A 19,448-nucleotide genomic window follows, 5' to 3' on the forward strand; every position below is an offset into this window, starting at 1 on the left:
TGATGACTCCCTTGCCTGCACCGCTGCGCTGGCTGCATTCCCTTGAGTGGCGCCGTGGCTTTTTCGACTGGTCACGCAGTGACGGCGTGACCTGGGTCTACATCTTCAAGGTGCTGATCGCCGCGTTCCTCACGTTATGGCTGGCCATGCGCCTGGAATTGCCACAACCGCGTACGGCGATGATCACGGTGTTCATCGTGATGCAACCGCAAAGCGGCCAGGTGTTTGCCAAGAGCTTCTACCGTTTCCTCGGCACCCTGGCGGGCTCGGCGGTGATGGTGTTCCTGATCGCCCTGTTTGCGCAGAACACCGAGCTGTTCCTCGGTGCCCTGGCGATCTGGGTCGGTATTTGCACCGCTGGCGCGACCCGTAACCGCAACTTCCGCGCCTATGGTTTTGTGCTGGCCGGCTACACGGCGGCGATGGTCGGTTTGCCCGCGCTGGCCCATCCGGACGGTGCCTTCATGGCGGCGGTGTGGCGCGTGCTGGAAATCTCCCTGGGGATTCTGTGCTCCACGCTGGTCAGCGCGGCGATCCTGCCGCAGACCTCCAGTGCAGCCATGCGCAACGCGCTGTACCAACGCTTTGGCGTGTTCGCGCTGTTCGTCACCGATGGCCTGCGTGGGCGCAGCCAGCGCGAAGGTTTCGAGGCCAGCAACGTGCGTTTCATCGCCGAAGCCGTGGGCCTGGAAGGCTTGCGCAGCGTCACCGTGTTCGAAGACCCGCATATGCGGCGGCGCAATGGCCGGCTCAGTCGCCTCAACAGCGAGTTCATGAGCATCACCACGCGCTTCAATGCCTTGCATCAATTGCTGGAGCGACTGCGCACGGATGAAGCGGATCACGTCGTCGCGGCGATCAAACCCGGGCTGCAGGATCTTGCCGAAGTGCTCGACGGTTTCTCCGGTCGTGCCCTCACCAGTCCTGATGCGGCGCGGCTGGTGAGTCAACTCAGCGCCTACAAAGACAGCTTGCCCGCCAAGGTGCGCGCCTTGCGAGCAGTCTTTCAGGAGGAAGACCCAAGCGACGCCGAGCAGTTGGATTTCCACACCGCCTACGAGTTGCTGTATCGCTTCGTCGACGACTTGCACAACTACGCGCTGACCCACGCTTCCCTGGCAGACCATAGTCACGCACGGGAAGACTGGGACGAGCCCTACACGCCGAAAACCAACTGGCTGGCCTGCGCCGCCTCGGGGATTCGCGCGTCGTTCATCCTGATCGTGCTGGGCAGTTACTGGGTGGCCACTGCCTGGCCCAGCGGTGCGACGATGACCCTGATCGCCGCTGCCACCGTTGGCCTGTCTGCCGCCACGCCCAACCCGAAACGCATGGCCTTTCAAATGGCTTGCGGCACCTTGATCGGCGCGTTGGTGGGCTTCGTCGAGATGTTTTTCGTGTTCCCATGGATCGACGGGTTCCCGCTGTTATGCGTGATGCTCGCGCCGGTGATCATCTTCGGTGCGTTCCTCGCTTCACGCCCGCAGTACGCTGGTGTCGGCGTGGGTTTGCTGATCTTCTTCAGCACCGGTTCGGTGCCGGACAACCTGACGATCTACAACCCCTACACCTTTATCAACGACTACATCGCCATGGTCATCGGCATGCTGGTCTGCGCGGCGGCGGGGGCGATTATCCTGCCGCCCAACAGCCGCTGGCTGTGGCGCCGCCTGGAGCAGGACCTGCGCGAGCAGGTGGTGTATGCCATCAGTGGCAAGCTCAAGGGCTTGGCGTCGAGCTTTGAAAGCCGCACCCGTGATTTACTGCACCAAGCCTACGGCCTGGCCGCAGGCCAGCCGCAAGTACAGCGCGACCTGCTGCGCTGGATGTTCGTGGTACTGGAAGTCGGCCACGCGATCATCGAACTGCGCAAGGAACAGGCGATCTTGCCGGTGCACCCGGCGTACGCCGAATCCCAACCGTGGCGCCAAGCGATCCGCGTGATGGGGCGCTCGCTGGTGCGGTTGTTCCTGCAACCCAGCGCGAGCAACCTGGAGCGCGGCCTGATCGCCGTCGACCATGCCATCAGCCGCGTGCAGGCCACCGACGAACCCTTCGCCCCGCACTTCGACACCTCGGCCCTGCGCCGGGTGAAAAGCTACCTGCACTTTATCCGCACTTCGTTGCTGGACCCGCAATCGCCACTCGCTGCCTTCAAAGGAGCTGCGCATGCCCCGTGAAATCGCGTTCCACGGCATCTACATGCCGACCATGACCCTGATGTTTCTGATCGCGGCGGGGCTGGCCTGGGGCGTGGACCGCTTCCTGGCCGGGTTCGACCTGTACCGTTTTTTCTGGCACCCGGCGTTGCTGCGCCTGAGCCTGTTCGTTTGCCTGTTCGGCGCCCTGGCGCTGACCGTCTACCGTTGAGAATGCCCCGATGAAAAAGTTTTTCAGCCTGCTCGCCACCTTGTTGGTACTGGCCTTGGCGATCTGGATTGGCCGCACGTTGTGGGTGCATTACATGGAAACCCCGTGGACCCGCGACGGGCGCGTGCGCGCCGATATCATCAACGTCGCCGCCGACGTGACCGGGGAAGTGGTCGACGTGCCGGTGCGTGACAACCAGTTGGTTAAAAAGGGCGACCTGCTGATGCAGATCGACCCCGAGCACTACCGCATTGCGGTCAAGCAGGCGCAATCGCTGGTGGCTTCACGCAAAGCCACCTGGGAGATGCGCAAGGTCAACGCCCATCGCCGGGCTGACCTGGATGCGCTGGTGATCTCCAAGGAAAACCGTGACGACGCCAGCAACATCGCCGACTCGGCGTTGGCGGATTACCAACACGCGCTGGCGCAATTGGAAGCGGCTGAACTGAATCTGAAACGCACGCAAGTGGTCGCGGCGGTCGACGGTTATGTCACCAACCTCAATGTGCATCGCGGCGACTACGCACGCATCGGCGAAGCCAAGATGGCCGTGGTGGATATGAACTCGTTCTGGGTATATGGCTTCTTCGAAGAAACCAAGCTGCCCCACGTCAAAGTCGGTGACAAAGCCGATATGCAGTTGATGAGTGGCGAGACGCTCAAGGGCCACGTGGAAAGCATCTCGCGGGGCATCTATGACCGTGACAACCCCGAAAGTCGCGAGTTGATTGCCGATGTGAATCCGACCTTCAACTGGGTGCGTTTGGCCCAGCGGGTGCCGGTGCGGATTCATATCGATGAAGTGCCGGAGGGGGTGTTGCTGGCAGCGGGGATTACTTGCACGGTAATCGTCAGTGCAGCGCAAAAATGAAGAGGTGGGTCTAAGTAAATAGTGCTTTAAACCTGATTTTACGTCGGCGCTTTAGCCTAAGCATGCTGGTATAGCGGCGGTGGTTCTTTGAGTTGAGGACCAGGATGTAAAGCAGGGATGTGAACAAAGGGAATAAGTTGAACAGCGTCGCCGGGTGACTGGCCAGGTAGCCAATCGCGAGCAAGGTATTAACGATGGCGACGGGTATGAGTATTCGAAAGGCGTGACGGAAGCCTTCAAATAACATTATCTGACCTGCGTAAAAAATCAGACAAAGTGCCATACCGGTTCCGAAAGAAAACTCAGTCGGTAAATGATTGGCCTTTGTGTAATACGACAAGCTAAGTGTCATGTTGATAGCAATGTTGTTCAGGCTCAGCAGCAGAGCACTGCCCCATGACGGTAAGAATCGATAGGCGTAACGGCGCCAAATTCGATATTCACGGAAGGGGTCGACGCTATAAATCATATTCGGAAAACTCCTCATACAGACCAATGACTATGTGATTGATATTTCCGGAATAGGTGCTGCCTCCAACGGCCAAGGTCGCTCCAACCTGGTCTTTTATTTGAGTGAGAATACCCAAACGCAATTGGGGGTTGCTGTAGCGTTTGGGTAGCTGCCCCGTCAGTTGCTTCAGGCGAATCATTTCGCGGGGATGACGAGGGTTCTGCAGTCGCAGTACTTCGGTCGTTAACTTTGCACGCTCCTGGCGACTCATGTGCCTCAAGATATCTGTCGAGTTACGCCCAGTCGCATGCTTGATGGCCATTACTGTTTTGACAGTAGCGAAGGTGGTGGTACCCGCCCCGACCAATGAAATGCCATCCAGGGCGACGGTCATTGCCTGATACCAGCTTAGGTTGTCGTAATAGTTGTTTTTGGCGGGATTGGTCAAATCGTTGGCGACTCTCCATGAACCATTGACACACTGGAGGGCACTGGCAGTCGCAGCGCTATAGGCAACGTAGCTCAGTGCAAGACTGGCACCAGCGCTGAAAGGTACTGCTGCGACTCCTGATTTCGCAATGATGTAGCCTATTACTGCCCCTCCACAGGAGGCAGCCATTCCCGACGCGTCCCGCCACAGCTGGGATTCACGAGGCGAGCTTGCCGCCAGCTCCGCGTACTGATCGGCAGTCACCACCGGCCCCGTCAACTCCCGTAAAATCACGCGCTTGGGCTCGATGCTGCATAGCGGTACAAACTCACGCAGAACCGTCACCCTGTAATCACTGCCGACATGCACCACGCCCGCGCCGACGATGGCGGGGTCGGCGTCAATGGTTCGATAGAGTTTGGGCAGGTCCAGCAGACTGGTCAGTCGCTGGCGAGTCGTGGTGTGCGCATCTGGCACACCGCTTCGCAGGAAATCGCTCGGCATCCTTTCACCTGTGAGTAAACAGAAGTGAAAGAGCCTGAGGATTAGTTTCTTGTGTTGATGTCAGGTAATTCGCTATTTTTTGTAGGAGTCGGCCTGTCGGTTATTTCATTGTGCGAGAAAAGTCTCGTGCAGATGGCGCCACAGCTATGCGCACATCGGCGAAGCGAAAGTGGTCGTGGTGGATATGAGCCTATGGCTTCTTCAAGGAAACCAAACACGCCTGCGCGTGCAAGTCACGCTGCCCGCTTATGAAAAATACCTACGGCCCGAACCGCACCAGCATGCGTTGACCCACCCGCAGTGACTCCGGCGGTGGTTGATCGAAAGCCAATATGCATTCAACTGTGCGCATGTTGGCCCTGACCAATGCATCCTCTTCAAGGGTGCTGTTGCCCAATACCGAGCTGATGCGCACAACGTGGCCCGACAGAGGGGCTGAACCATTGCCGCTGTCATCCGTAATTTCGGCCTTCATTCCAGGGAGTACCGCGCCGGTGAACGACTCATTCAGCTCGGCCCGCACGATACGTGCCTGGTTCGGCAGCAAGACAAAGGCCGGCCCGGACTGTGAAGAGACCATGGCGCCAGGTTGGATCAGGCGACGGACCACCTCGGCGTCTATCGGCGCACGCAGGCTGCGCTTCGCCAGTTCGTAGCGTGCAGCCGTCAGTTTTCTCGCTGCAACGTCGGCCTCTCCTTTATTTCTTTCAATATCGTCGCGTAACCGTTCGGCGATTTCATGAGCCTCATCGGCACTTTGCCTGTCGCCTGCGCCCGCGGTGGCTGCCGTTGTCAGGCGACTGGCCTTCTGCTCGGCAAACTTAAGCTGTCTTGCGAGTTGTTTGGCTTGAACCAGAACCTGTTGTTGCTCGGTCTGTGCGGCGCTGACGGCCAGCTGCGCCAGTTCGCTGTCCAGGGTGGCGAGCAGTTGGCCCTTTTTGACATGCTCGCCTTCACTGACTTTGATCTCGGCAACGACGCCGTCGCGAGTGACGCCGAGCTTGAGCAAGCCGCCTTCCACATCAATACGGCCGCGAGCCACCGCCAGGTAAGTCGGGGTCGATGCCGCCGGCTTCGAAGGTGGATCTTCACGGGAGCAGCCGGTCAGCAGCAAAAGTGCGGTACTTAGAACCAGCCATGGGCGAAGCGAACGCGCGTTCATACGGAGTGTTCCTGGGCTCCGGCCGCAGTGGCCGGTTGGAAGGGGATGGGGTGATCGCTCAAGATGCGGCCGTCTTCTATGGTCAATACCCGGTCGGAGTTGCTGATCAGGCGGGGGTCGTGACTGACACACAGCACCGTGGTCCCACGCGTGCGTGCGATCCTGTGCAAAATGTCGATCACGATTTGGCCGTTAGCGGCATCGAGGGCACTGGTGGGTTCGTCAGCGAATAACAACTGGGGGGCCTTGGCCACGGCGCGGGCAATGGCGACGCGCTGTTTTTCGCCGCCGGATAACTCGGCCGGGCGCAGTTTCATGCGTGGGCCCAGCCCGACGTCTTCCAGGGCTTCGATGGCGCGTTGTCGTATTTGCCTTGCCGGTAGCCCGAGGTAGCTCAACGGCAACTCGACCTGTTGCAGCGCAGTCAAGGCTGGAAACAGGTTGAAGCCTTGGAATACGAAGCCGGTGTGCTGCAGGCGAAAGTGTTCCAGCGCCCGAGTATCCAGGCTTGCCAGGTCTTGCCCAAGCGCTGTCGCGCTTCCCTGGTCCGGCCGCTGCAAGCCGCTGAGAATGGCCAACAGTGTACTTTTACCGCAGCCGGACGGACCTGAGATCAGGGTGAGTTCGCCGGGATGTATCGTCAGGCTAATATCATGCAGCACGGGGGTTACGACTCGACCTGAGGTAAACGATTTGCTGATACCGCTGGCTTGAAGCGTGACGGGTGTGGCTGAAGTCAGGAGGCTCATGGGCGGTCTATCTCAAAAGGCTTGCCGGGTCGGCGTGGCGTAAGGTACGGATGGCCGCCAGGCCCGACACAAGTGCCAGGATCATGCTCAGGAACAGGCAAGCCAGGGCCGCGACGGGCGAGAGTTCCACCGGCACGTTGTAGTGCCCCGCCAGTACGAAGAAGAGGCCGGCCAGGACCGAACTGCCAAGCAGCCCCAGTGCCCCGACCCAGAACGCCTGCTCCATCACCACTTTGCGCAAGGCATTCACGCCGACGCCAAGGGCGTTCAAGGTTGCGTATTCGCGGATTGAACCCACGATGGCGGCGACCAGCGTCTGACTGGTAATCACGGCGCCCACCAGGAAGACAATCGCCGCCAGAAATAGCACGCCGGCGCCTGCACCCGTGTCGAACATCCAATACATCTGCGAGCGCTGGGCGAACTCTTTTGCTGTCCATACGGCGTAGCTGCCGAACGCGGAACTGGTGCCCAGGCGCGTGGCAACCGCATCCGCCTGGGCGGGATCGCGCAGCTTCGCCACCAGGTAGGTAATGCCGTCAGTCGTGGCCGTGGTGTCGAGTTGCCGAGCGGTGGACAGTGACGCCAGCACATTCACCCCGCCCAGCGCACGCAAGCCGCTGGTGACGCCGACCACGCGGACACGATGACCGTTGATGGTCGCGGTATCCCCCAGGTTGACGCCCAGGCTGTCCAGGTCGGCCCGATCAACGATCACCGCACCGGGTTCGTCCAGGCGGGCACGCAGCTCCGGCGCCAGTACGCGACCAAACATCATGCCGTGTGGCCCGGCATCGATACCGGAGACAAAGACCGACACACCACCGGTGTCTCGTGTACCGCGCCAGTCGGCGTCTACCCAGCGGTACGATTCCACCTTGAGTATGTCGGCATCCATGCGCAAGCGCATTTCTACCCCGGGGTCGATCGGCCTCCCGAGGTTGACACTTTGGGTGCCGGGATAGCCGACCCAAAGGTCAGCCGTAGAACCGGTGATATAGAGGCTGGCACTGCCGAAGATCCCCAGTACCAGGGCGGCCTGCAGCAACTGCAGCAAACCTGCGAAACCCACCGCAATCATCGCGGGTAGGAAGCGGCGCCACTCATGGATCAGTGTCAGGCGGGCAAGCGCTACCATCAGTCAGCATCCTTCAACGTCGTCGCCGGCAATGGCGCTCCGCCGAGCGCCTTGTAGAGCGCTATATAGGCGATACCTCGTTCAGTACTCGCGCTGTCGGCCTGTTGCATGGCATGCAGCGCTTCCACCCGGGCAGTCGCCAGATCCAGTGTGCTCATCAGCCCCAGGGTAGCCCGCTGTTGCAACGCATCCAGACGGGTTTGCGTCTCGGCATAGACCTGGCGGGACGCTTGCTCGCGTAGACGCATTTGCTCGAGATCACCCATGGCGATTTCGGCTTCTGCGACGCCTTGCAAGACGGCCTGCCGATAAGCCAGGACCGCCGCTTGCATCTGGTGGTCCTTGGCTTGCGCAGTCGCGGCACGTTGGCCCCAGTCGAGCAATGGGATATTAATCCCAGGTCCAGCCGAGAAAATGCTGTTGCCGCTCGGTGTGTGCTTGCGATTGCTGGCAATGTTCAGCGACCACTGCAACGAGGCGCCCAAGCTGAGGTGCGGGTACATATCGGCCCGGCTCATCCCCAGTTCCCCGGCGGCCATCAAGACCTCGGCTTCAGCGCTGGCAATTTCCGGACGCGTGCGCAAAAGGTCCGCCGGTACACCGTTGAGTTGCCATTGGCCAAGCGTGGGTGGCGGGCCGGGCTGCAGCCAGAGAGCGTCGGGCTCAGGTTTGCCGGACAGTAGCGCCAACTGTTGTGCGTTGCGGTTAATCAGTTGTCGCGGCCCGGTCAGCATCATCTCGGCACGCGCCAGATCAGCCTGCGCGCCAACCACGTCAGAGTGTGGCGCCAGTGCGAGCTGTTCGCGCACCTGCAACAGCTGCAGTTTTTCACGCTGAGTGTCACGGATGGCCGTCAGCGCACGTTCTGCCTGCTGCGCCGAACGCAGTTCAATCCAATGCCGTGTGACCTCCGCGACCAATGAGACCTGGATGCTGCGCAAGTCGGCTTGTACCAATGCTTCGTTGCCCTGGGCCAGGCGATCGGCGCTTTGCTTGGCCCCAAACAATGGAAGCTCCCACTGCGAGTCGAAGCCGATCAGGAAGTACGAAGTGCTGGTGTCAGGGCTTATGGCATCGTGGGTCTTTATCGCCAGCGAGGGTAAATAGGGGGACTGTGAATGTTGGGTCAGTACACGCGTGGCACGCAGGCGCTCGATTGCTGCTGCGACATTCAGATTGTTTTGCAAGGCCCGATCCACCAGGGCATCGAGTTCGGGGTCATTGAATGCACGCCACCACTGAGTCAGGTCAGGTTTGAGCGGCGACAGAGGAGACGACGCGTTACGCCATGCCTCTGGCGTGGGTGGCTTTAACGCCGGCAAAGGAGCTACTGAACAGCCAGTCACTGCTACCAACACCAGTGATAGTGTGCAAAGCGTGCGGCAAGAGCGCGATCTGTTAAAAGGCTTGATAGGGTTCACCCAAGAGAGACCAGGACTGCTTTAGTCGAGCTGTGCAGACTGTAATCAATGATAAACGGGATAGGGGCGAGGTGATTGTTTGTAACTTCGAGTGTGCAATCAGGGCGCCACTTTACGCGTGGCCCCCGTTCAGTTCTGTAGCGAAATTGTATTGAAGCGTAATGAATGCCTTGTAGAGGCTTAGGATATTTGTCTGATTCAAGCCTTGATAAAGGTTTCATGCAGGTGACGCCATAGCAGTACACCGCTGGCCTGTTTTTCGAACACCACCGTGGCCCGCCGATCTGTCTGGGTGCCGCTGTCATCCACCTGATGCTCGCGGTAGGTCACGGTTGCCCCGCGAGCATGCCGGTCAATACCGGCCATCTCGCTCAAGGTGATCTTCAGCCCAGGACGCATACCGCCCAGACGGGTGAATAGGGCATTGACCCCGGCTGCATTCACCCGTGTGCCGGTTGAAGGCGCGACCATGCTGAACTCCGGGGAGAAGCGCGCGAGCAGGCTTTGCAAGGTGCCTTCAGGCGCGACTCCGGCAAACCATTGCTCGATTTCGACGTGGGTCTGGATCACTTCTTCAAAAAAGTCGCTGTAATCAATCATCGGTGAGGCTCGCTGGCAGGGTGAAGCAGTGTGCGTACTCTGGATGTATCCAGGCGCAGCACTGCAAAAAGAGGCAGCAGGGTCATGGCTGCCGCCATCGTGAAGGTAATGGCGAAGGAATCCAAGGTCGACAACAGCGCACTCATCGCCGCGGCGCCCAGACAGAAGCTTAACTGTCGATTGATGTTCCACAAGGCGCTGGCGTGGCCCATACGTTCGGCGGGGATATCCAGAAAGGCCAGGGTCTGTGCGGTGCTGCTGCACAAGCTACCGCCCAAGCCCATCAAAAGGTAGGCAGGAATGATCAGGGCTGGCCCATTGAGCAACAGGATGCCGATGCATTGCAGTGCCATGCCCGCCAGCAATAACGGCTTCGGGCCGCAGCGGTTGAACAGCTTTTTGCTGAGGTAAATGGCCAGTGCCGAGGCCAGCGCCCACGGCAACATCAGCGCGCCGGTTCGCGTTGCGTCATAGCCCAGGCCGCGCAGATAAAGGATGGCGATCAGGCTGGTGCCAATAAATATGCCGGGGATGCACAGGTACACCAGCATTGCCACGCGCAACATGGGGCTACGGGCCTGCTTGAAAATGCTGAGCAGGTCCAGAGGCGGGCGGACGCTCGCAGGTGCGTCCGGTTTTATCCACTGCAGCGCCAGCAGTAGGGTGATCAACGCCAGCGGCAGGTTGGCGTAGAAAATCCAGCGCCACGACACACTGTCGACGATCAGCCCGCCCAATGCCGGGGACAGCGCCGGCACCAGTAGGGCTACCGACATGACCCGAGCGGTGAGCTGACTACGTTCTGCGGGTGGAAAGTGTCGGTAAGCCAACGCCTGCCCCACCGGGATCAGCAGGCCGCCGCCCAAGCCCTGCAGCAAGCGCCAAGCGATCAGCGCTTCAATGGAACCTGCCTGGCCCACCATCACCGAGGCCCCGGCGAACAGCAGCAGGCTGGCAGCAATCAAGTTACGTTCTCCCAACAGGGCTGCCAGCCAGACACTGAATGGAATGATCACGGTCAGGCCGAGCATGTAGGCGTTACTGATCCACGCCAGTTGCGTCACCGAGGCCTGCAATTGTTGGGCGATATCCGGGTAGGCGACCGTGGCGACAAACATGTTCACCAGGTCCAGGGCAAAGCCCAGCAAAAAGATCCAGGCGACTTTCGAGCGGTAGGTCATGGACGCGATCCTGCGAGTGAAGCGGGCAGGGTAAGGGTGATGTCATGTTTGGGATACGCCGGTTTGCCTGTTAGTTTGTCAAAAATATTTTGACAAAGGAGTACCTGGCCCATGGTCAGCCTGGATCGATTCGACACTTTCAAAGCCGTGGTCGAGGCCGGCTCACTCACTGGCGCAGCCGATCTGCTGGGCCAGACCCGCGCCGTGGTCAGCTTTAACCTCAAGCGCCTGGAGGCCGAGCTGGGCGTCACGCTGCTGACCCGCAATACCCGCCAACTGGCGCTGACCGATGCTGGGGAGCGCTTCTACCTGCGTTGCACGAGGATGTTGGACGAAGCGCGATTGGCGGTGGAAGAAGCCCGTTCGGAGCATGCCCAGCTCAAGGGCACGTTGCGCATCACCACCACCGTGGAATATGCGCTGGCGGTGGTTGCCCCGGCAGTGGAAGCCTTCCGCCGCTTGCACCCGGACCTGAATATCCATTTATCCACATCCTCCACCCACGCTGATCTGATTTCAGAGCGCTTTGACGTGGCGATTCGATTGGGGCGCCTGCTGGATTCCAGCCACCGCGCGGTACAGTTGTCGACATTCGAGGTGTTCGCGGTGGCCGCCCCGGTGTTTGTCGGCGCTCATACGCTGGATGAGTTGGAGCAGTTGCCCAAGCTGGGCCATGGCCGACTGACCGAGTTGAGCCTGACTGATCCGTCAGGTGGCGAGCATCAATATCGGCCAGGGAATTCTTCACTGATGGCTGACAGTGCCGCCGTCCTTCAAGCATTTGCCGTACGCGGCCATGGTGTAGCGGTACTGCCGCAATGGCTGGTGCAGGATGATCTGGACGCCGGAAGGCTGGTGCGGCTGGTGCCGGACCATCGCTTCGCCCCACAAGGGGTTTATGCGATGTATCCGGATACGCGGCATTTGCCGATGAAGGTGCGGGCGTTTATTGATTTTATGAAAAGTTAGAGCGATTTCGTCAGCCCGAAGCGTTTCATCAAGACTTTCTCCAGCAGCCTTTTGGGCAGGAGTGCGGCCATCAACGGCAACGCCCGGCTACCATTGCCTGAACGCAACAGGCGCGGCGGCTCATTTTTTTGCACGGCGTTGAGTACCTCTGCCGCAAACACGTTGGCCGGGGTCGGTTTGTCCTGGGAAGCCTGGCTGCGCGCCCGGATGCCATCCCGCAGCGGCCACCACGGCGATTGTTCGTTGATCAACAGTTCAGCCTGGGCGCCGGCGTTTTTGGCAAAGCTCGTGTCGATCGCCCCCGGTTGGACTTCCATCACCCGCACCCCAAACGGCGCCAGTTCCATGCGCAGTGCATCGCTCAAGGCATGGACGGCGGCTTTCGAGGCGCAGTACGCGCCGGCAAACGGCGTGACCAGCACACCCGACACGCTGCCGATATTCACCACCAGGCCTTTGCTGCGGCGCAGGGCGGGGAACAGTGCCTGGGTCACGCCGACAATGGAGAACACGTTGGTTTCGAACTGGCGCTGCATCGCTTCGGTGCCGCCGTCGAGCAGCGGGCCCATGGCGCCGTAGCCGGCATTGTTGATCAGCACGTCCAGTTCATCCACATGGGTGGCCAAAGTTTGTAGGGCGGCGCTGTCGTTCACGTCCAGTAGTACGGCATGGAAACCGGCGTCGTTGAGGGCGATCACGTCTTCTTCGCGACGGGCGCTGGTCAGCACGTGATAACCGGCCGTTTTGAAGGCCTCGGCCAGGGCGCGACCGATGCCGCTGGAGCAACCGGTGATGAGTACGTTAGGCATGGGTCAATCCTTTGTCAGTCCGAGAAACTGCCTTGCAGGTGCTCGGCGCGAAATTCCAGGGTTTGTGGGCGGTAGCCGGGGCGCAGTGGTGGTGTGGGCAGGCAATCTTCCCAGGTTTCACCGGCCTGCAGTTCACCGGGGCCGCGATAGCGTGGCGCGGCGTAGACGTTGTCGGCCAGGTTGACCGTGTCGCCCGGTGCATAGGCCGCCACGCGCCAGCGCAGTTCGGTCAAGGGCACGTCATTGGTGTTCTTCAAGGTCAGCTTCAGCGGCCGGTCGGCCTGGCAGTCTTGTGGCGCATAGGTGATGCGCAGTTCCAGGCGTGCCAGCTGCGAGGCTTCACGGTTATCCAGCCACACCACCCAGATCGCCACGAAACCCAGGCCGACCGCAGCGGCCAACGACACGGGCAAGGCCTTGGCCGGGTAGCGCAGCAGCAGGACCAGCCAGGTGATGATGAGCAGGACGCCGAAGAACATGATGACAACCTCATACGCAGATAAAACATCCTACTCGCGGGTTGGGCGTGATGCCTATCGCGGGGATCAGTTTTCGTTTACGAGGGAACCTGATAACTCATTTTTTCCACAGAGTCAGCATAGGGAAATGCGGATTATCCAGGAGGGTACTTACCTCGGTTACTTGAGTGAGACGAACTATGATTGCTTCAGCCCTTATTACACCGGTTGCCATCTCCGCAATTGGGTCAGTGGCCACCTCTCTCCTTACGCCTCAACCTGCGCCAGCGCGTAGCACTGCTGGAGCATCCAATCCAGCGACAGACCGCGACACCCATGTATCGCCTCGTATGCAAAATCAAAGGCTTACCAACCTGGGACAGACACTGCTGCAAGGGACTTCTGCGCTTTTTCCCACCGCACTCTATAACCAGGGTACGGACACTGAGAAAGCGAAGGGAGCTGGTTATATGGTGGGCGGTGCCGCCGCAGAGGGTATTGGGAAAAGACTTGGCTCGAGTGGCGGTATGTTCAGTAAAGTCCTGGGCGCCGCCATGGTCTATGGGGGCAGGACTGCCCAGGAATATGGCAAGGATAGATTCGACAGCGCGGGTAGCACCACTAACAGTACCGGCAATTACAACGCCTACTCCCCCTCGAACTGGAGAGGCCAGAGCACGTCATAACAGGATGCGGTTCAAATAAAAAAGCCCCCGCCCAACCGGCTGCGGATAGGGGACGCAGTCGGCTGGACGGGGGCTTCTTGTACGACAGCGTTACTGTGCGATGGTCTTCACCGACACACCACGCTCAACCGGCGTCGAGCGCCCGTAGATATCTTCAAAGCGCTCGATATCGTCCTCGCCCAAGTAGCTGCCCGACTGCACTTCAATGATCTCCAGCGGAATCTTGCCCGGGTTGCGCAAACGGTGCACCGAGGCAATCGGGATGTAGGTGGACTGGTTCTCGCACAGCAGGAACACATTCTCGTCACAGGTGACTTCGGCGGTGCCGCTGACCACGATCCAGTGTTCGGCACGGTGGTGGTGCATCTGCAGTGACAGACACGCGCCCGGCTTGACCGAGATGTGCTTGACCTGGAAGCGGCCACCCATGTCCACCGAGTCGTAGGAGCCCCATGGGCGATAGACTTCGCAGTGGTTCTGGGTTTCGCTGCGGCCCTGATCGTTGAGGGTGTTGACCATCTGCTTGACGCCCTGGACCTTGTCCTTGTGGGCAATCATCATCGCGTCCTTGGTTTCCACCACCACGATATTGTCCAGGCCGATCACCGACACCAGCTTGCCGTTGCCGTGGATCATGCAGTTGCGGCTGTCCTGGATCACCACGTCGCCTTTGCTGACGTTACCGTGGATGTCTTTGTCGTTGACCGCCCACAGCGAGGCCCAACAGCCCACGTCGCTCCAACCGGCACTGAGCGGCACCACGCAGGCACGCTGGGTCTTTTCCATCACGGCGTAGTCGATGGAATTGTCCGGGCAGCAGGCGAAGGTGGCTTCGTCGAACGTCACGGTGTCGGCATCCTGCGCGCTGCGTTCGAGGGTCAGCACGCAGGTATCGTAGATGTCCGGGTCGTGCTTTTTCAGCTCTTCGAGGAAGCGGCTGGCGCGGAACAGGAACATGCCGCTGTTCCAGAAGTAACCGCCGCTTTTGACGAATTCCACCGCACGTTTTTCATCGGGTTTTTCCACGAACTGTTGCACGCGGCTCACGCCTTCGGGCAGCAGCGAATCGTTGGCGGACTTGATATAACCGTAGCCGGTTTCCGGGCGGGTCGCCGGCACGCCAAACAGCACCATCTCGCCGCGCTCGGCGGCCACGGTGGCCAGCGCGAGGGCGCGCTGCAGGGCTTTCTGGTCGTCGATCACGTGGTCGGCGGGCAGCACCAGCATCAGTTCGTCGCGGCCTTCATTGACCAGCATCATCGCCGTCAGGGCCACGGCTGGTGCGGTGTTGCGGCCGAAGGGTTCCATGAGGATGCGCTGACAGTCGAGGTTACGCGTGTTCAGCTGCTCGTTGACGATAAAACGGTGGTCTTTGTTACAGACCACGATGGGTGAGTCCATGCCTTCGAACACCAGGCGTTCCAGGGTTTGCTGGAACAACGTGTGCTCGCCGGTCAGGGCCAGGAATTGCTTGGGGAACTGTTTGCGCGAAAGCGGCCAAAGACGTGAGCCGCTACCACCGGAAAGGATTACTGGGATCATGGGTGTTTCTCCTTGAATCGATTTGGGTCAGAGCCTGTGGGAGGGGGCTTGCTCCCGAAAGCGGTGTGTCAGTCGGTACATCTGTTGATGAACCTGCGCATTCGCGAGCAAGCCCGCTCCCACAGGGGGAGCGTCAATTTCAGAATCTAATCAGCGGGTCGACACTGGGCGCTTGACCCAGACTGGCGAGATGCTCGAGCCGGAGCCCGTCACATACAGCACCGCCGCTTCACCACGTTCCAACGCAACCGGCTTCACATCGCCGACTTTCTTGTCGCCGTCATACAACGCCAGGCTCACCTTCACTGGGTTGATTTCACGTTCGCCACGGCCCTTGGCCGCCACCGACTGGACCACATCGGTCTTGCCGTCGGCGGTCTTCAGCGTCAGGGCCTTGTCACTGAGGTTCTGCACGCGCACCAAGGATTTTTGCTTGTTCTTGAACGGCGGTTCTTCGATCAGTTGCGGTTGGCCGCTGCCGTTGTTGACCAGGGTGTAGTAGTGGTCGGCGACAAGTTTGACCGGCACGGTCTGGCTGCCGACCTTGGCGCTGTAGTCGCCGCCCGGCATGAAACTGAAGTCACTGCTGGCCAGTGGAGCGACGTCGCTCAGGTTGGTGGCGCCGACGGTGGCGCTGACTTCCTGGTTGCTGGCGTTGTAGACACGCACGAAGCTGGAGCCTTTTGGCGCGGTGGGGCCATAGAGGGCGGCATCACCGCCGGCAAAGGCGGACAGGGATACGACGCTCAGGCCGGCAGCGATAGCCAGGGTCTTGGCGAGACGACGCGGAGTAGTAGTGAAAGTCATGTGAGTTACCTCTCTTTCAGTTTTGCGCCCGGTCGGGCGTCTCGGATTTTTGGTTATTGACTGGGGTGTTCAGTGCCATGTGCTGTTGGCGCGTACCGGCTTGTTTAAGTTGCGCGACCCACTGTGGGTCGGCATCGCCGATTTCGTTGTTCACGGGCAGATAACGTTCGGGAAATTCCCAGATCAGCACCTGGGGCGGGCTGTTCTTGAAGTCGTCGCTTTTCAAGTAGCTGAGCATCGGTTGGATCGGGCCGTGGCCGTCTTCGGAATAGTTGATGACGTCGCTGTGCAAGGCCTGCTTGAGCGCGCCGACGAAGTTCCAGTTGGGGTTGGCGCTGTAGCTGGTGCCGACCAGGGCGACTGGGGTTTCGCTGTCGCTGAACAGGGCATCGTCGCCTTTGTTTTCTGCCAGGTGGGTGATGCGTTTTTCCAGCGGCTCCTTGGGCGGCATCAGATTTTCGAACAGCGGGTCCAGGGGCAGGAACAGGCGCAGGTCGCCTGTATGGGGCTCGGTCTTTTCAGCTTCGGTGACAAAGCGTTGTGGCTCGCCGCTCAGCGGAGTCTTGTCGGCAATCACCTTGGCCAGTTGCTTGGCGGCAATTTCCGCACCGTCCGGGGTCCAGTGCGTGTCGGTACGCAGGAACACTTGTTTGCCACCCAGCTTGCCCTGTTGCAACGGGCCAAGCAGATCTGGCGCGATGATCTTGTCGGCCGCCACGCGGGCGTGGAAGTCCTGGTACAGATTGGCGTGGATGCTCGCCGGTTTCACGTCGCCCAAGTGCTCCGGGTACAGGCGCACCTTGGCCGGGACGATCGCCATCACCAATTGAACGCCCTGGGCCTTGAGCTTCTGGCGTACGCCTTCGACCAGCGCGTAGTTGCCTTGCAGGTTCTGGTCTTCGTTGACGATGGGGTTGAACTCCTCGTCGCTGTACAACCAGTGATTGCGACCAAGCACCACGCCCTTGCGGCCTTCATTGAACAGCTTGTAGTCCAGCGCGGCCCAAAGGTTGGTGCCCAGGCGCTTGATCGGGAACTCGTCGTCGTAGTGGGTCTCGACGGCCTTGGTCCAGCGGCCGTTGAGCACGGTGGCATCGGCGTTGGTGCTGAAACCGAAGAAGCTGCGCATCGACCACAGGCCCAGCACCAGCAGCATGGCCAGGAACAGGGCGATATAGAGCACGCGGAATGAACGGGTCATGTCGGCTCCCTCAGAATTGGAAGTAAAGGAACGGCGAGAAGCTCTGCGCCGAGAGTTTCAGGATCGACGCCGCGAACAGCAGCAGCACACAAGCACGCATGGCATAGCCTGGTGCGCTGCGAGCCGGGTTCGGCGTTGCCGGATGGTCGCGGTAGAAATCGCGCAGGCCGAAGAACGCCAGCGTCGCGTACGCCACCACCAGGGTTGCCACTTGCAGGCCGGTGAGGCTGGCGCGGTTGAGTTCCGACAGCGACCATTCGTTGAAGCTGAACATCGCGCCGTACATACGGCCCGCGACGTGCAGGTTTTCGGCCCGGAAGATCACCCAACCCACCACCACCAGCAAGAAGGTGAAGGCCCAGCGCACCACGTTGAAGCTGCGTGGCGAGGTGTTCAGGCCAATGGCTTTTTCAATCGCCAGCCACATACCGTGCCATGCGCCCCATACGATGTAGGTGATGTTCGCACCGTGCCACAGGCCACCGAGCAGCATGGTCAGGAACAGGTTGCGGTAAGTGGTCAGCGTGCCTTTGCGATTGCCGCCCAAGGTGATGTACAGGTAGTCGCGCAGCCAGGTAGAGAGGCTGATGTGCCAGCGCCTCCAGAACTCGGTGATCGATTGGCTGATGTACGGCTGCTTGAAGTTTTCCATGAAGCGGAAACCCATCATCAAGCCCAGGCCGATGGCCATGTCGCTGTAGCCGGAGAAATCGAAGTACAACTGCGCGGTGTAGGCCAGCGCGCCGAGCCAGGCATCCCCGGTAGTCGGGTCTTGCAGGGCGAAGCAATGGTCGGCCACCACCGCCAGGGTGTCGGCGATGAAGACCTTCTTGATGAAACCCTGCATGAACCGCGTACAGCCTTCGGAGAACTCGTCGAGGGTGTGGGTACGGTTGTTGAACTGGTCGGCCAGGTCGCGAAAACGCAACACGGGGCCGGCAATCAAGTGCGGGAAGATCGCCACGAATGCAGCAAAATCGATCAGGTTGCGCGTGGCCGGCGTGTCGCCACGGTACACGTCGATGATGTAGCTGATGGACTCGAAGATGTAGAACGAGATACCGATCGGCAGCAGCACGTGGGTGAGGATGAACGGCTCCAGGCCCGCCGACTTCATCATCACATTGATGCTGTCGACACCGAAGTTGGCGTACTTGAAGTAGCCGAGGATACACAGGTCGACGGCCACACCGAGCAACAGCCAGCGCTGGGCCGGCTTGGTGCGCACGCCGGCTGCACCGACCTTGAGGCCGATCCAGTAGTTCCATAGCGTCACGGCGGCGAACAGCGCCAGGAAGTCCACTCGCCACCAGGCGTAGAACACATAACTGGCAATCAGCAGCAGCAGGTTGCGATAGCGTTGCCCGCTCAAATAGTACAAGCCGAGAAAGATCGGCAAGAACAGAAACAGGAACACATTGGACGAGAAAACCATCCCGATCTCTCCATGTTTAGCCAACACTCAAGGGCCAAGGCCCCCCCAAACCCCCCCACGAAAATTCTAGGAGGGCTGTACAACATTCCTACTGTCAAAACTGGCTCTAAATGTGGGAGGGGGCTTGCCCCCGATTGCGGTGCAACAGTCGCCATCTGTGTTGAATGACACACTGCTATCGGGGGCAAGCCCCCTCCCACATTGAGATCCCACCAACCTACAGGATCGGTGGTATCAGCCTTCTTCCAGCCACAAACGAATCGGTTTGCCCTCGGCCGGCCAGAAGCGGGTCTGTTCGATCGGCGAGATATCCCAACGCTCAACGCCTTGCAGGGCCTGGAAGAAGCGGTGCTCTTGCTCCATCAAGGCTTCGGCGCAGAGTTTGCGGGTGCTGCCGATCTTGCCGAAGCTCAGCTTTTCGCCCTCGACGGTGTACGGCGCAAACCAGTGGTTGCAGCCGCCATTGCCATAGGCGCGACCATCGGCGCCCAGGGTTACGGTCAGGTGTGCGTAGTCCATCAATGGCCGCTCACCAATCCACTCCACCACGTAGCTGTGGTCCTGCTCAAGCTTAACCGCGTCGCCGGCACAGCCGCTCAGGCCGGCGCCGAGGGCGGCGAGCAGCAGCGGGCCTTTCATTGTGCGGCCTGCTGGCATTTCGGGC

At 60.1% G+C, this 19,448-nt stretch carries 19 protein-coding genes; 4 read left to right on the forward strand and 15 right to left on the reverse strand.

From position 1 onward, the window contains the following. The first annotated feature begins 2 nt into the window (after positions 1-2). The 3 genes from ACRESD_RS14370 to ACRESD_RS14380 are packed head-to-tail and all read left to right on the forward strand — an operon-like array spanning position 3 to position 3,241. Positions 3-2,180, forward strand: coding sequence for an FUSC family protein (locus ACRESD_RS14370; RefSeq protein ID WP_431751516.1), 2,178 nt, complete (start codon positions 3-5; stop codon positions 2,178-2,180). Beyond that, complete coding sequence (locus ACRESD_RS14375) at positions 2,170-2,370, forward strand: DUF1656 domain-containing protein (protein WP_058422933.1); 201 nt, start codon at positions 2,170-2,172, stop codon at positions 2,368-2,370. The genes ACRESD_RS14370 and ACRESD_RS14375 overlap by 11 nt, the downstream gene beginning before the upstream one ends. Positions 2,371-2,380: 10 nt before the next feature. Beyond that, the gene (locus tag ACRESD_RS14380; RefSeq protein WP_431751517.1) at positions 2,381-3,241 is read left to right on the forward strand and encodes an efflux RND transporter periplasmic adaptor subunit; all 861 of its coding nucleotides are present in this window, start codon (positions 2,381-2,383) and stop codon (positions 3,239-3,241) included. A 10-nt stretch (positions 3,242-3,251) separates the two neighbouring features. Here the strand turns inward: ACRESD_RS14380 and ACRESD_RS14385 are convergent, their stop codons facing one another. The 8 genes from ACRESD_RS14385 to ACRESD_RS14420 all read right to left on the reverse strand — a co-directional run bounded on the left by ACRESD_RS14385 (position 3,252) and on the right by ACRESD_RS14420 (position 10,877). Further along, positions 3,252-3,710 carry a hypothetical protein gene (locus ACRESD_RS14385; RefSeq protein WP_431751518.1) on the reverse strand — a complete coding sequence of 153 codons (459 nt, stop codon included), beginning with the start codon at positions 3,708-3,710 and terminating at the stop codon, positions 3,252-3,254. After that, a complete protein-coding gene (locus tag ACRESD_RS14390) occupies positions 3,700-4,626 on the reverse strand; it encodes an NAD synthetase (protein WP_431751519.1) in 927 nt (308 codons plus the stop codon). Before ACRESD_RS14390 ends, ACRESD_RS14385 begins: the two co-directional genes overlap by 11 nt. A gap of 259 nt (positions 4,627-4,885) precedes the next feature. Then, positions 4,886-5,788 (reverse strand): HlyD family secretion protein, encoded by a 903-nt coding sequence (locus ACRESD_RS14395; RefSeq protein WP_431751520.1) that lies wholly within the window; start codon positions 5,786-5,788, stop codon positions 4,886-4,888. Further along, complete coding sequence (locus ACRESD_RS14400) at positions 5,785-6,450, reverse strand: ABC transporter ATP-binding protein (protein ID WP_431751521.1); 666 nt, start codon at positions 6,448-6,450, stop codon at positions 5,785-5,787. The genes ACRESD_RS14395 and ACRESD_RS14400 overlap by 4 nt, the downstream gene beginning before the upstream one ends. Positions 6,451-6,544: 94 nt before the next feature. Then, on the reverse strand, positions 6,545-7,675 hold the full coding sequence (locus ACRESD_RS14405; RefSeq protein WP_431751522.1) for an ABC transporter permease: 1,131 nt from the start codon (positions 7,673-7,675) through the stop codon (positions 6,545-6,547). After that, positions 7,675-9,096 (reverse strand): TolC family protein, encoded by a 1,422-nt coding sequence (locus tag ACRESD_RS14410; protein ID WP_431751523.1) that lies wholly within the window; start codon positions 9,094-9,096, stop codon positions 7,675-7,677. The genes ACRESD_RS14405 and ACRESD_RS14410 overlap by 1 nt, the downstream gene beginning before the upstream one ends. Before the next feature lie 198 nt (positions 9,097-9,294). Continuing rightward, positions 9,295-9,696: a DUF4440 domain-containing protein gene (locus tag ACRESD_RS14415; RefSeq protein WP_431751524.1), complete on the reverse strand. Its 402-nt coding sequence runs from the start codon at positions 9,694-9,696 to the stop codon at positions 9,295-9,297. Beyond that, a complete protein-coding gene (locus ACRESD_RS14420; protein WP_431751525.1) occupies positions 9,693-10,877 on the reverse strand; it encodes an MFS transporter in 1,185 nt (394 codons plus the stop codon). The genes ACRESD_RS14415 and ACRESD_RS14420 overlap by 4 nt, the downstream gene beginning before the upstream one ends. Before the next feature lie 111 nt (positions 10,878-10,988). On the opposite strand from ACRESD_RS14420, the gene ACRESD_RS14425 reads away from it, so the two are divergent. Then, positions 10,989-11,846: a LysR family transcriptional regulator gene (locus ACRESD_RS14425; RefSeq protein WP_431751526.1), complete on the forward strand. Its 858-nt coding sequence runs from the start codon at positions 10,989-10,991 to the stop codon at positions 11,844-11,846. On the opposite strand, the gene ACRESD_RS14430 is transcribed toward ACRESD_RS14425, so the two are convergent. The 7 genes from ACRESD_RS14430 to ACRESD_RS14460 all read right to left on the reverse strand — a co-directional run bounded on the left by ACRESD_RS14430 (position 11,843) and on the right by ACRESD_RS14460 (position 19,423). Next, positions 11,843-12,655, reverse strand: coding sequence for an SDR family oxidoreductase (locus ACRESD_RS14430; protein WP_431751527.1), 813 nt, complete (start codon positions 12,653-12,655; stop codon positions 11,843-11,845). The two genes, ACRESD_RS14425 and ACRESD_RS14430, sit on opposite strands and share 4 nt — an antisense overlap. Positions 12,656-12,669: 14 nt before the next feature. Continuing rightward, positions 12,670-13,134: a multidrug transporter gene (locus tag ACRESD_RS14435; RefSeq protein ID WP_431751528.1), complete on the reverse strand. Its 465-nt coding sequence runs from the start codon at positions 13,132-13,134 to the stop codon at positions 12,670-12,672. Positions 13,135-13,889: 755 nt separating this feature from the next. Beyond that, the gene (locus ACRESD_RS14440; protein WP_431751529.1) at positions 13,890-15,341 is read right to left on the reverse strand and encodes a mannose-1-phosphate guanylyltransferase/mannose-6-phosphate isomerase; all 1,452 of its coding nucleotides are present in this window, start codon (positions 15,339-15,341) and stop codon (positions 13,890-13,892) included. A 150-nt stretch (positions 15,342-15,491) separates the two neighbouring features. Beyond that, entirely contained in the window at positions 15,492-16,148 is a 657-nt protein-coding gene (locus ACRESD_RS14445; RefSeq protein WP_431751530.1) for an alginate O-acetyltransferase AlgF, read from the reverse strand. A 16-nt stretch (positions 16,149-16,164) separates the two neighbouring features. Then, positions 16,165-17,349, reverse strand: a complete 1,185-nt coding sequence (locus ACRESD_RS14450; RefSeq protein WP_431751531.1) for an alginate O-acetyltransferase — start codon at positions 17,347-17,349, stop codon at positions 16,165-16,167. A 10-nt stretch (positions 17,350-17,359) separates the two neighbouring features. Continuing rightward, entirely contained in the window at positions 17,360-18,784 is a 1,425-nt protein-coding gene (locus ACRESD_RS14455; RefSeq protein ID WP_431751532.1) for an MBOAT family O-acyltransferase, read from the reverse strand. A gap of 234 nt (positions 18,785-19,018) precedes the next feature. Next, entirely contained in the window at positions 19,019-19,423 is a 405-nt protein-coding gene (locus ACRESD_RS14460) for an META domain-containing protein (protein WP_431751533.1), read from the reverse strand. Positions 19,424-19,448: the final 25 nt, after the last annotated feature.

Origin of the sequence: Pseudomonas sp. (genome assembly GCF_050739995.1) — a bacterium.
Classification (GTDB): domain Bacteria; phylum Pseudomonadota; class Gammaproteobacteria; order Pseudomonadales; family Pseudomonadaceae; genus Aquipseudomonas.